Below are 11,429 nucleotides of genomic sequence, written 5' to 3' on the forward strand. Positions count from 1 at the left end.
TCAGTCGCGCGTTAAAAGGCGCGGGGCAAGCTCTTTGAGAGCGCGACGATAAACTTCGCGCTTGAATGTCACCACCTGGCCCAACGGATACCAATAACTGACCCAGCGCCAGCCATCGAACTCCGGTTTACCGGTCAAATCCATCCGCACCCGCTGCTCGTTGGAGATCAGGCGCAGGAGAAACCATTTCTGCTTCTGGCCGATACACAGCGGTTGGCTGTGGGTACGCACCAGGCGTTGCGGCAAACGATAACGCAACCAGCCACGGGTACAGGCCAGAATTTGCACATCTTCGCGCTCAAGGCCGACTTCTTCGTTCAACTCGCGGTACAAGGCGTCTTCAGGGGTTTCGTCAGGGTTGATTCCACCTTGAGGAAACTGCCAGGCATCTTGGTTGATTCGGCGAGCCCATAGGACCTGTCCGGAATCATTCGTAAGAATAATCCCGACATTAGGACGGAAACCATCGGGGTCGATCACGGCAACAACCTCGCAAACGCATGTCGTCGCATTGTTCCACAAAGGTTGTTCCAGCGGCAACGAGGCTTCTTAGCTTATGTGCACTCTTGTGAAAAGACCGTATTCTGGACGCCTTTTTACAGACTTTTCAGCGGGTAACTGTAATGCGCCTGGCTTTATTCGACTTGGACAACACGCTTCTTGGGGGTGACAGCGATCACGCCTGGGGTGATTACCTCTGTGAACGCAGGATTCTCGACCCGGTGGCCTACAAGGCTCGCAACGACGAGTTCTACCAAGACTACCTGGCCGGCCGGCTGGATAACGCGGCCTACCTGAATTTTTGCCTGGAAATCCTCGGCCGCACCGAGATGGCCCAACTGGACGCATGGCACAACGACTATATGCGCGACTGCATCGAGCCGATCATGCTGCCGCAGGCCGCGGAACTGCTGGCCAAGCACCGCGCCGCCGGCGACAAGCTGGTGATCATCACCGCGACCAACCGCTTCGTCACCGCGCCAATTGCCGCACGCCTGGGCGTGGACGCCCTGATCGCCACCGAATGCGAGATGGAAAACGGCCGCTACACCGGGCGCAGTACGGATGTGCCGTGCTTTCGCGAGGGCAAGGTAACGCGCCTGAACCGCTGGCTGGAAGAAACCGGGCATAGTCTGGAAGGCAGCTACTTCTATAGCGATTCGATGAATGACTTGTCGTTGTTGGAGCAGGTGACGCATGCGGTCGCGGTAGATCCGGATCCGAATTTGCGGGCTGAGGCTGAAAAACGCGGCTGGCCGGTGATTACGTTGCGTAGCTGATGGCCCTATCGGGGGCAAGCCCCCTCCCACATGTAACCGCATACATCCGTTGGAATGCGGTTAAAGGTGGGAGGGGGCTTGCCTCCGATGCAGACAACTCGGTGTAACGCCTTAAACCGGCTTGGCGCCCATGAGCCCCGCAATCGCCACAAACCCCACCAGGCTGACCACCGCCAGTACCAGGGTGAAATTCAGGCTACCGCCCTCGCCCTTGCGCAGGCGATTGAGCCGCGCAACCAGCCAGAACCAACACAGCGCCGCAATGGTGTAGAGCAGGCTGGAACCCAGGATCCAGGCTTGCCCCAGCGGCCAGCCGACCAGATGCACCAGCCACCAGCCGGTAAACGGCATGCTGATCAGGCAGATCCCCATCAACAACCATACGAACACCCACGGGCGCTGCACGGTGATCGCCGGGCCGGCGCTGCGTTTGCGCCAGGCCAGCAGCGCCAGCCCGAGGCCACTGAGCAGCAACAATACGGTGGCCGCAATGTGGATAACTTTGAGGGTGGTCAGGGTTTCCATGTGTCGTCTTCCTTAAAGGCCGCCCAATCAGCGTAGTCGCTCAACCGAGGAACAGTTTGTAAGCCGGGTTATCGCTTTCATCCCAGTACGGGTAGCCAATGGCTTCAAGGGCTGCCGACACCAGATGACGCTCGTCCGCCGGAACCTGCAGCCCGGCGACCACACGGCCGTCGGCTGCGCCGTGGTTGCGATAGTGGAACATCGAGATGTTCCAGCGCCCGCCTAATTTGTTAAGAAAGTTGAACAAGGCGCCTGGCCGCTCCGGGAATTCGAAGCGAAACACCACTTCATCGCTGACCTTCGCCGCGTGCCCGCCGACCATGTGGCGGATGTGCAACTTGGCCAGTTCGTTCTCGGTCAGGTCCAGCACCGGGAAACCCTGGCTGGTCAGGCTGGCGATCAACGCGCTGCGCGGATCGTTTTCCGGATGGGTCTGCACGCCAACGAAAATGTGCGCCTCCCGGCCGGAGTGGTAGCGGTAGTTGAATTCGGTGATCTGGCGCTTGCCCACGGCCTCGCAGAACGCCTTGAAGCTGCCCGGCTTCTCGGGGATGGTCACGGCGATGATGGCTTCGCGCCCTTCACCCAGCTCGGCGCGCTCGGCCACATGGCGCAGACGGTCGAAGTTGACGTTGGCGCCCGAGTCGATGGCCACTAGGGTTTGCCCGGTAACGCCACGGGTTTCGACGTATTTCTTGATGCCCGCCACACCCAAGGCGCCTGCTGGCTCGGTGATGGAGCGGGTGTCGTCATAGATGTCCTTGATCGCCGCACAGATTTCATCGGTGCTGACGGTGATCACTTCATCCACATAGTCCTTGCAGATGTCGAAGGTGTACTGGCCGATCTGCGCGACCGCCACGCCATCGGCAAAAATGCCCACGGTCGGCAGCACCACGCGCTCGCCAGCGGCCATGGCGGCCTGCAGGCAGTTGGAATCGTCCGGCTCGACACCGATGATCTTGATCTCAGGGCGCAGGTATTTCACATAGGCTGCGATGCCGGCGATCAGCCCGCCGCCGCCGACCGGCACGAAAATCGCGTCCAGCGGCCCCGGATGCTGGCGCAGGATCTCCATCGCCACGGTGCCCTGCCCGGCAATGGTGTGCGGATCATCGTAGGGGTGAATGTAGACGTAGCCTTTTTCGTCGACCAGTTTCAGCGAATAGGCCAGGGCTTCCGGGAAAGAATCACCGTGTAGCACCACTTTGCCGCCACGGGAACGCACGCCTTCGACCTTGATCTCCGGAGTGGTCTTGGGCATCACGATAGTGGCCTTGACCCCCAGCACCTTGGCCGCCAGGGCCAGGCCCTGGGCATGGTTGCCCGCCGAAGCGGTGACCACGCCGCACGCGCGCTCTTGCGCCGTCAACTGGGTCAGCTTGTTATACGCACCGCGAATCTTGAACGAGAACACCGGCTGCAAGTCTTCCCGCTTGAGCAAGACCTTGTTGCCCAGCCGCTCGGAGAGCTGGCGGGCGGGCTGCAATGGGGTTTCTACGGCAACGTCGTAAACGCGCGAGGTGAGGATCTTTTTGACGTACTGTTCAAGCATCGGCAGGCATCACTGGGCGGGTTGGGCAGGGCCAACGAGTCTAACTCAGCGTTTGGCCGGGCGACCACACGAATCCAAAGGTTTTGATGGGTTATACTCGCGCCCTCTCTACTCCCCGCCCGTTCCGGAGCCCGCATGACCCAGGATCAACTCAAACAGGCAGTGGCCCAGGCCGCCGTCGATTTAATCCTTCCTAAACTCGATGACAAGAGCATCGTCGGCGTTGGCACCGGCTCCACCGCCAACTGCTTCATCGATGCGCTGGCCAAGCACAAGGGCGCATTCGACGGCGCCGTGGCCAGCTCCGAAGCCACCGCTGCGCGCCTCAAGGGCCATGGCATTCCGGTGTACGAGCTCAATACCGTGAGCGACCTGGAGTTCTACGTCGACGGCGCCGATGAAAGCGACGAGCACCTGAACCTGATCAAAGGCGGTGGCGCCGCCCTGACCCGCGAGAAGATCGTCGCGGCCGTGGCCAAGACCTTTATCTGCATCGCCGACGCCAGCAAGTTGGTGCCAGTACTCGGCGCCTTCCCCCTGCCGGTGGAAGTGATCCCGATGGCCCGTAGCCACGTGGCCCGCGAGCTGGTGAAACTGGGCGGCGACCCGGTGTACCGCGAAGGCGTGCTGACCGACAACGGCAACATCATCCTCGACGTGTACAACATGCAGATCACCAACCCGGTGGAGCTTGAAACCCGGATCAACGCCATCGTCGGCGTGGTCACCAACGGCCTGTTCGCCGCGCGCCCGGCTGACGTGTTGCTGCTGGGCACCCCGGAAGGCGTGAAAACCCTCAAGGCCTGATGCACAACCAAATGTGGGAGGGCTTGCTCCCGATAGCAGTGTGTCAGTCGACGTCTACTTGACTGAACCACCGCTATCGGGAGCAAGCCCCCTCCCACATGGGGTCGGCGGCGTTTTCAGGATTCTGCTTTCTTGAACACGTAGAACAGGTTCGGCTCACTGACCAGGTACAAGTTGCCCGCGTCATCCATGGCAACTCCCTCGGCCTGAGGCACACGCCTGCTCAGGCCATGGCGCCCGCCCAGCAGGGACAGACTGCTCAGCGGGCGACCGTCGATATCCAGTTCCAACACCAGGAACGACTCATCCGACAGCGCCAGTAAATGGCCGCTGCGCTCGTCGTATTGCAGGCTCGACAGGTCGCGCACGAATAGCCCGGCATCGCGCTTGGGGTTGTTGATGACGTGGACCGAGTAGGTTTTTTCCGGTTTGAAATGGGGAAAGCCGTGGACCTCGTAGATCACCATCGGGTCGCGTTCCTTCGCCACGAACAGGCGCTTGCCCACCGAGTCGTAGGCAAGGCCTTCAAAACCCTTATTGCCCCCCACATGCACACCCAGGGTCATCTGCTCCGCATCGGCGGCGTCGAGGAATTGGGTATCGTCATCCACATGCACCTTGATCAGGCGCTGTTGGCGTTCATCGCTGATGACGTAGATGTTGTCGCTGATGAATTCCACGGCCTCGGCGTCACCGAAGCCGACCAGGGGAATCCGTCGCAGGATCTTGCCTTCAAGGGACAGCTCGATCAGCTCGGCGTTTTTGTTGGTGACGGTAAACAGGCTTTTACGCACCGGGTCGTAGGTCAGCGCGGAAACGTCATCATCCAGCCCTTCGATCACCCGGCCCTCCACGCTGACCCGGTAATCCGCCAGGCCAATGGAGCGTTCGTCGGCAGGCTGGCCCCACGCCTGCCAGTTGAACCAGGCACGTTCGAACAGGCGAAACTGTTGCGCGACAACGCCCGTGCCGATCAAGGCGATCAGCACCATTATGAAAAAAGCAGGCTTGGGGCGGGCAAGTCGACGCATCGGGCGGGCTCAAAGTCAAAAGTGGCGAATAAATATCACGCCCATCTGAATCTAAACTTAAACGCGCCCGGTGTGTGGCGTATGCCGCAGATAGCAACGTATCCGACGTTATCGGTCTTTTATGGCTGTTTTTTCGAAACGATAGAACAGGTTCGGCTCACTGACCATGTACAGGTTGCCGTTCTCGTCCAGGGTCACGCCTTCAGCACGGGGGATCGTGTTCTTGAGGCCGTTGAAGCCGCCGAGCAAGGTCATGAAGCTGACCTGCTCGCCCTTTTCATCCAGTTCCAGCAGCAGGTGGGAGTCGGCCGACAGCGCCAACAGGTGCCCGGTACGCGGGTCGATGGCCAGGGCCGAGAGGTTGCGCATGTCCAGCCTGGTATCGGAGAGCTTTTGCTTGTCACCGACCAGGGTCTGGCTGCCGTCGCTTTTCCAGGTGAACAGCGCCGCCGGGCGTTCTTCGCCGAGCACGAGCTGCTGGTTGCGCTTGTCCCAGGTGATGGCTTCAAAGGCTTTGTTCTGGTCTTTGGACGGGCCCAGGTCGTAACTCGGGAAGTCGGCCTTGTTCAACGCCGTGGTGCCGGCATCGATCTTGATGAGGGTCAGGCTGTGCAGGCGCTCGTCGACCACGGCCATCAGGCCGTTTTCCATCACCGTCAAACCTTCCGGGTTGTTCCAACCGTTAAGGGGCATCTTGCGCAGCACATCGCCTTGCAGGCTCAACTCGACGAGGAAGGCATTTTTGCCCATGACGGAAAACAGGGTTTTCGTCTGTGGGTTGTAGGACAGGTCCGAGGCCTCGTCCTTCTCCATGCCGGGCAGCAACTTGGCATCAATGACCACGAGATAGTCCGGCAGCCAGACGCTCTCCTGGCGTTCGACCGGGCTTTCGAAGCGCTCCGCCACCCACAACACACCGCGGTCGTCCCAGTGCATGGCCCAGGCAACGCCATACACAATCGCCCCGACCAGAAACAACCAGGAATACCAGCGCAGAGCAAAACGAGAGCGTGGCTTGGGCGTGTGGGCAGGCAGGGGGAGGGCCATTGGGCACGTTTTTCCGAGAAGTCAGCATTGGGTGATAGCGCAGGAATAACCGGCCCGTGCGCTGGAGGCTGAAGATTATCCGGATGGAGTGTGAAAAAAATGCAAACAACCGAGACCTGTGGCGAGGGCGTTTGCTCCCGCTGGGCCGCGAAGCGGCCCTGAAAATGGGACTGCTACGCTGTCCAGCGGGAGCAAGCTCCCTCGCCACAGGGTTCTGCTGACGTTAGCGGACGCTGCTTTCGAAACGGTTCACACCGGACAATTCCAGCACCAGCTCGTCACCAACATTCAGCGGGCCCACACCGGCTGGGGTGCCGGTGAGGATCACGTCGCCGGCTTGCAGCGAGAAGCAGCCCGCCATGTACTGAATCATCGGGATGATCGGGTTGAGCATGACCGCGCTGTTGCCATCCTGGCGCACTTCGCCGTTGATGGTCAGGCGAATGCCGATATCGGTCAGGTCCGGGAAGGTGCTGCCGACCACGAACGGGGCGATCACCGCCGCGCCGTCGAAGGACTTGGCGATTTCCCACGGCAAGCCCTTGGCTTTCAACTCGGCCTGCTTGTCGCGCAAGGTCAGGTCGAGGGCCGGGGCGAAGCCCGAGATGGCGTCCAGCACTTCTTCACGGCTGGGCTTGGTCGACAGGGGTTTGCCGATCAGCACCGCGATTTCCGCTTCGTAATGCACCGAACCGCGCTCGGCCGGAATGCTGAAACCGCCTTCCAACGCCACCACGCAGCTGCCCGGCTTGATGAACAGCAACGGTTCGGTCGGTACCGGGTTATCCAGTTCCTTGGCATGTTCGGCGTAGTTACGCCCGATACACACCACTTTTCCCACAGGGAAGTGGATGTTGGTGCCGTCGACATACTTGTGCTGGTAGCTCATGGAACGACTCCCTCAGGGGCGGTTAAACAGCGAAGATCTTGCCGGGGTTCATGATCCCGTTCGGGTCGAACACCGCTTTGACGGCCTTCATGTATTCGATTTCAACCGGCGAGCGGCTATAGGTCAGGTAATCGCGCTTGGTCATGCCCACGCCGTGCTCGGCGGAGATCGAGCCGTTGTACTTCGCGACGGTTTCGAACACCCACTTGTTCACGGTGGCGCACTTGGCGAAGAACTCGTCCTTGTTCAGGCTTTCCGGCTTGAGGATGTTCAGGTGCAGGTTGCCGTCGCCGATATGGCCGAACCAGACGATTTCGAAGTCGGGGTAGTGTTCGCCGACGATCGCGTCAATTTCCTTCAAGAATGCTGGCACTTTCGATACCGTCACCGAAATGTCGTTTTTGTACGGCGTCCAGTGGGAAATGGTCTCGGAGATGTACTCGCGCAGCTTCCACAGGTTGTGCAGTTGGGTTTCGCTCTGGCTCATCACGCCGTCCAGCACCCAGCCCTGCTCGACGCAGTGCTCGAAGGTTTCCAGGGCGTGGTTGGCGACTTCTTCGGTGGTGGCTTCGAATTCCAGCAGTGCGTAGAACGGGCATTCGGTCTCGAACGGCGCCGGCACGTCACCACGGCCGAGGACTTTGGCCAGGGCCTTGTCGGAGAAAAACTCGAAAGCGGTCAGGTCCAGCTTGCTCTGGAACGCGTGCAGCACCGGCATGATCGAGTCGAAGTCGGTGGTGCCGAGCACCATGGCGGTGAGGTTTTTCGGCGCACGGTCCAGGCGCATGGTGGCTTCCACGACAAAACCCAGGGTGCCTTCGGCGCCGATGAACAACTGGCGCATGTCATAGCCGGTGGCGTTCTTGATCAGGTCGCGGTTCAGTTCCAGCACGTCGCCTTTGCCGGTGACGACCTTCATGCCGGCGACCCAGTTACGGGTCATGCCGTAGCGAATCACCTTGATCCCGCCGGCATTGGTGCCGATATTGCCGCCAATCTGGCTCGAACCGGACGAAGCGAAGTCCACCGGGTAGTACAGGCCGTGCTCTTCGGCGGCGTTCTGCAATTGCTTGGTGACCACGCCCGGCTGGCACTTGGCGGTGCGGTCGGTGAGGTTCACGTCCAGGATCTGGTTCATATAGTCGAACGAGACGACCACTTCACCATTGGCCGCAACGGCGGCGGCCGACAGGCCGGTACGCCCACCGGACGGCACCAGCGCGACCTTGCGCTCATTGGCCCAGCGCACGATCGCCTGCACTTGCTCAATCGTCTTGGGAAACACGATGGCAGTCGGGGCCGGCGCGAAGTGCTTGGTCCAATCCTTGCCGTAAGCCTCCAGGGAGTCGGCGTCGGTCAGCACTTTGCCGGGCTCAACCAGGGTCTTTAGCTCATCAATCAGGGCAGGATGGGTCATCGACAGAACTCTCGAACAATTCATGGTCATCCTGAGAACGCTTCACGTCGCAGGAATAGGTGTTTAGCGGGGCGCATATGCTAGCATACCGCCCCCGTAGGACAGAGCCCAAGGGCGTTCTGCGGTGACGGCTTTCCTGCCGTCCGGGTCAGCTTGGGCTGCTCGATTCCCTGCCATTTTTCTCCGGGATACAGGTTTACGCAGATGAGCAAGACTTCTCTCGATAAGAGCAAGATCAAGTTCCTTCTTCTGGAAGGCGTCCACCCATCGGCCGTCGAGGTTCTGAAGGCCGCCGGGTATACCAGCATTGAGTACATCACCAGCTCTCTGCCAGACGCCCAGCTCAAGGAAAAGATCGCCGACGCGCACTTCATCGGCATTCGCTCCCGCACTCAGTTGACCGAAGAGGTCTTCGATCACGCCAAGAAACTCGTGGCGGTCGGCTGTTTCTGCATCGGCACCAACCAGGTCGACCTTAATGCAGCGCGCGAGCGCGGCATCGCAGTGTTCAACGCACCGTACTCCAACACCCGTTCCGTTGCGGAACTGGTGCTGGCCGAGGCCATCCTGCTGCTGCGCGGCATTCCGGAGAAAAACGCCTCCTGCCACCGTGGCGGCTGGATCAAGAGCGCAGCCAACTCCTTCGAAATCCGCGGCAAGAAGCTGGGTATCGTCGGTTACGGTTCGATCGGCACTCAACTGTCGGTCTTGGCCGAAAGCCTGGGCATGCAGGTGTTCTTCTACGACACCCTGACCAAGCTGCCACTGGGCAACGCCACGCAAGTGTCGAGCCTGACCGAGCTGCTGGGCATGTCCGACATCGTCACCCTGCACGTGCCGGAAACCGCTGAAACCCAGTGGATGATCGGCGAGAAGGAAATCCGCTCGATCAAGAAAGGCGGCATCCTGATCAACGCTGCACGCGGCACCGTGGTCGAGCTGGACGCCCTGGCTGACGCGATCAAGGACAAACACCTGATCGGCGCCGCCATCGACGTGTTCCCGGTGGAGCCACGCTCCAACGACGACATCTTCGAAAGCCCGCTGCGTGGCCTGGACAACGTGATCCTGACCCCGCACATCGGTGGCTCCACCGCTGAAGCCCAGGCCAACATTGGCCTGGAAGTCTCGGAAAAGCTGGTCAAGTACAGCGACAACGGTACGTCGGTGTCCTCGGTCAACTTCCCGGAAGTGGCCCTGCCGGCTCACCCTGGCAAGCACCGCCTGCTGCACATCCACCAGAACATCCCGGGTGTGATGATGGAGATCAACAAGGTCTTCGCAGAAAACGGCATCAACATCTCCGGTCAGTTCCTGCAGACCAACGAGAAGGTCGGCTACGTGGTGATCGACGTCGACGCCGAGTACTCGGACCTGGCGCAACAGAAGCTGCAGCACATCAACGGCACGATTCGTTGCCGCGTGTTGTTCTAACGCTTCAAACGCCGTACAAAAAATGGGAGACCCACAGGGGTCTCCCATTTTTTTGTCTGAACAAATCTTACTTGACGTTAACCGTGATCACTTTCGAGGCTACAGTCGGATTGAACTGCATGTGCAACTTGTCGCCGGCGACCAGTTGCAAGGTGTGCTTGCCAGGGGTGAGGGTCAGTTCGGTTTCGGTCTGGGCCTTGCCGTAGTGGATCACGGTGTCAGTGGCCGGGATCGGCACGCTGGCGTCCGGCAGCGCTTTCTGGTCGACCAGCAGGTGATGGTGGCCGGTGCCTGGGGCCTGTTCGGTGGCCGGAGCCAGCTTCAGGCCTTCCATGCCGAATTTGACGGTGAAGGTTTTATCGACGGTGGCGCCGTCTTTCGGCGAAACGATAAACACTTTCGCACCTTCAGGTGGCGCGCTGCGCGGGATGCCGTCTGCGGCAGTCACCAACATCGAAGCACCCAGCAGCACGCTGGCAATCGTTGCACGAGACAAAAGGGCTTTCATTCGTTTCTCCACTTATCTATGAAATGTGTAGGGTTATGACAACTTAGCGACAAATTGCTGTCCAAGGCACTCAACACCATAACAAAGCGATGCTGAACCGCGCCTCGCACATTCGAATTCTTTAGGAGTGACCATGCGCTTTTCGCCTGGCCTGTTACTGCTGCTTCCCCTGATCAGCCCTTTGGCTCACGCCGAACTGATCGATGACGTGTTTGATCGCGGTGAGCTGCGCATCGCCCTGGAGGCCAACACCCCGCCCTACAACTTCAAGGACGGTGAGAAACTCAGCGGTTTTGAAGTTGAGCTTGGTGAACAACTGGCCAAAGAGATGGATGTGCGCCCCTCGTTTATCACCACCGATGACAGCGACCTGCTGACCGGCGTAGCAACCGCCAAGTACGACGTGGCCATCAACCATATCGCTATGACTACCGAGCTGCAGGATCGGTTCGATTTCAGTGAGCCTTACCGCGACAATCCGGAGTTGGCCATTGCGTTCCAGAAGGGCAACCCGGCGTTCAAGGCGAGCCTGGACAAGGCGCTGCAACGGGTGAAGGCCGATGGGCGGTTGAAGGCGCTGGCGCAGAAGTGGTTCGAAGGCGACACAGCGGCAGTCAAGGCACAGTAAATCAACATGTGGGAGCAAGCCCCCTCCCACACTTTGGCCTAGGGAAGGCTTGAGAGATGGGCCAGGGCTTGCGCCGCCTCAAGCAACTCCAGCTCACTGAACACCAACACCCCATGGCGCTTGAGCAGCGCCGCCGTGACGCCTTCGCCGCTCACCTTCACGCCGCTGAAGGTGCCGTCATAGGTCAGCACATTGCCACAGGACGGGCTATTGGCCTTGAGCACGGCGACGCGGATATTGTGGCGCTGCACCAACGCCAACGCCTGGCGGGCGCCGTCGAGGAAGGCGGCGCTGAAGTCCTCGCCCGC

At 60.1% G+C, this 11,429-nt stretch carries 13 protein-coding genes; 4 read left to right on the top strand and 9 right to left on the bottom strand.

Annotation, left to right across the window (positions count from 1 at the left end):
• Nucleotides 1–480, bottom strand: a complete 480-nt coding sequence (locus tag L9Z73_RS04710; protein ID WP_026139795.1) for an RNA pyrophosphohydrolase — start codon at nt 478–480, stop codon at nt 1–3.
• 143 nt (nt 481–623) lie between these two features.
• Between L9Z73_RS04710 and L9Z73_RS04715 the strand changes: the two genes are divergently transcribed.
• Nucleotides 624–1,280, top strand: a complete 657-nt coding sequence (locus tag L9Z73_RS04715; RefSeq protein WP_247396873.1) for an HAD family hydrolase — start codon at nt 624–626, stop codon at nt 1,278–1,280.
• Between the two features lie 111 nt (nt 1,281–1,391).
• Here the strand turns inward: L9Z73_RS04715 and L9Z73_RS04720 are convergent, their stop codons facing one another.
• Together L9Z73_RS04720 and ilvA are read right to left on the bottom strand one after the other, a co-directional pair.
• Nucleotides 1,392–1,805: a DUF2269 family protein gene (locus L9Z73_RS04720; protein ID WP_247396875.1), complete on the bottom strand. Its 414-nt coding sequence runs from the start codon at nt 1,803–1,805 to the stop codon at nt 1,392–1,394.
• 40 nt (nt 1,806–1,845) lie between these two features.
• On the bottom strand, nt 1,846–3,360 hold the full coding sequence (gene ilvA, locus L9Z73_RS04725; protein WP_247396877.1) for a threonine ammonia-lyase, biosynthetic: 1,515 nt from the start codon (nt 3,358–3,360) through the stop codon (nt 1,846–1,848).
• 135 nt (nt 3,361–3,495) lie between these two features.
• Between ilvA and rpiA the strand changes: the two genes are divergently transcribed.
• Nucleotides 3,496–4,167 carry a ribose-5-phosphate isomerase RpiA gene (rpiA, locus tag L9Z73_RS04730; protein WP_247396878.1) on the top strand — a complete coding sequence of 224 codons (672 nt, stop codon included), beginning with the start codon at nt 3,496–3,498 and terminating at the stop codon, nt 4,165–4,167.
• A 116-nt stretch (nt 4,168–4,283) separates the two neighbouring features.
• Here the strand turns inward: rpiA and L9Z73_RS04735 are convergent, their stop codons facing one another.
• From L9Z73_RS04735 to L9Z73_RS04750, 4 genes are all read right to left on the bottom strand, one after another.
• A complete protein-coding gene (locus L9Z73_RS04735; protein WP_247396879.1) occupies nt 4,284–5,198 on the bottom strand; it encodes an SdiA-regulated domain-containing protein in 915 nt (304 codons plus the stop codon).
• Between the two features lie 108 nt (nt 5,199–5,306).
• The gene (locus L9Z73_RS04740) at nt 5,307–6,245 is read right to left on the bottom strand and encodes an SdiA-regulated domain-containing protein (RefSeq protein ID WP_247396880.1); all 939 of its coding nucleotides are present in this window, start codon (nt 6,243–6,245) and stop codon (nt 5,307–5,309) included.
• Between the two features lie 223 nt (nt 6,246–6,468).
• Nucleotides 6,469–7,134: a fumarylacetoacetate hydrolase family protein gene (locus L9Z73_RS04745; RefSeq protein WP_247396881.1), complete on the bottom strand. Its 666-nt coding sequence runs from the start codon at nt 7,132–7,134 to the stop codon at nt 6,469–6,471.
• Nucleotides 7,135–7,156: 22 nt separating this feature from the next.
• Nucleotides 7,157–8,551, bottom strand: coding sequence for an FAD-binding oxidoreductase (locus L9Z73_RS04750; RefSeq protein WP_247396882.1), 1,395 nt, complete (start codon nt 8,549–8,551; stop codon nt 7,157–7,159).
• 204 nt (nt 8,552–8,755) lie between these two features.
• Here L9Z73_RS04750 and serA point away from each other — a divergent pair, with 204 nt between their 5' ends.
• On the top strand, nt 8,756–9,985 hold the full coding sequence (gene serA, locus L9Z73_RS04755) for a phosphoglycerate dehydrogenase (RefSeq protein WP_247396884.1): 1,230 nt from the start codon (nt 8,756–8,758) through the stop codon (nt 9,983–9,985).
• Nucleotides 9,986–10,052: 67 nt separating this feature from the next.
• Here the strand turns inward: serA and L9Z73_RS04760 are convergent, their stop codons facing one another.
• Nucleotides 10,053–10,493, bottom strand: a complete 441-nt coding sequence (locus L9Z73_RS04760) for a DUF4399 domain-containing protein (protein WP_247396887.1) — start codon at nt 10,491–10,493, stop codon at nt 10,053–10,055.
• Between the two features lie 133 nt (nt 10,494–10,626).
• Between L9Z73_RS04760 and L9Z73_RS04765 the strand changes: the two genes are divergently transcribed.
• Nucleotides 10,627–11,121, top strand: coding sequence for a transporter substrate-binding domain-containing protein (locus tag L9Z73_RS04765; protein WP_247396892.1), 495 nt, complete (start codon nt 10,627–10,629; stop codon nt 11,119–11,121).
• Nucleotides 11,122–11,159: 38 nt separating this feature from the next.
• On the opposite strand, the gene L9Z73_RS04770 is transcribed toward L9Z73_RS04765, so the two are convergent.
• A partial coding sequence (locus tag L9Z73_RS04770; RefSeq protein WP_247396895.1) for a DUF523 domain-containing protein occupies nt 11,160–11,429 on the bottom strand: 270 nt, incomplete at its 5' end.

It is taken from the genome of Pseudomonas emilianonis, assembly GCF_023072625.1.
GTDB lineage: Bacteria > Pseudomonadota > Gammaproteobacteria > Pseudomonadales > Pseudomonadaceae > Aquipseudomonas > Aquipseudomonas paraveronii.

Excerpts from the sequence above, each read along its gene's own strand:
- L9Z73_RS04735 (WP_247396879.1), bottom strand. The coding sequence starts at position 5,198 with ATGCGTCGACTTGCCCGCCCCAAGCCTGCTTTTTTCATAATGGTGCTG.
- rpiA (WP_247396878.1), top strand. The coding sequence starts at position 3,496 with ATGACCCAGGATCAACTCAAACAGGCAGTGGCCCAGGCCGCCGTCGAT.
- L9Z73_RS04745 (WP_247396881.1), bottom strand. The coding sequence starts at position 7,134 with ATGAGCTACCAGCACAAGTATGTCGACGGCACCAACATCCACTTCCCT.
- L9Z73_RS04715 (WP_247396873.1), top strand. The coding sequence starts at position 624 with ATGCGCCTGGCTTTATTCGACTTGGACAACACGCTTCTTGGGGGTGAC.
- L9Z73_RS04750 (WP_247396882.1), bottom strand. The coding sequence starts at position 8,551 with ATGACCCATCCTGCCCTGATTGATGAGCTAAAGACCCTGGTTGAGCCC.
- L9Z73_RS04740 (WP_247396880.1), bottom strand. The coding sequence starts at position 6,245 with ATGGCCCTCCCCCTGCCTGCCCACACGCCCAAGCCACGCTCTCGTTTT.
- L9Z73_RS04720 (WP_247396875.1), bottom strand. The coding sequence starts at position 1,805 with ATGGAAACCCTGACCACCCTCAAAGTTATCCACATTGCGGCCACCGTA.
- L9Z73_RS04760 (WP_247396887.1), bottom strand. The coding sequence starts at position 10,493 with ATGAAAGCCCTTTTGTCTCGTGCAACGATTGCCAGCGTGCTGCTGGGT.
- serA (WP_247396884.1), top strand. The coding sequence starts at position 8,756 with ATGAGCAAGACTTCTCTCGATAAGAGCAAGATCAAGTTCCTTCTTCTG.
- ilvA (WP_247396877.1), bottom strand. The coding sequence starts at position 3,360 with ATGCTTGAACAGTACGTCAAAAAGATCCTCACCTCGCGCGTTTACGAC.
- L9Z73_RS04765 (WP_247396892.1), top strand. The coding sequence starts at position 10,627 with ATGCGCTTTTCGCCTGGCCTGTTACTGCTGCTTCCCCTGATCAGCCCT.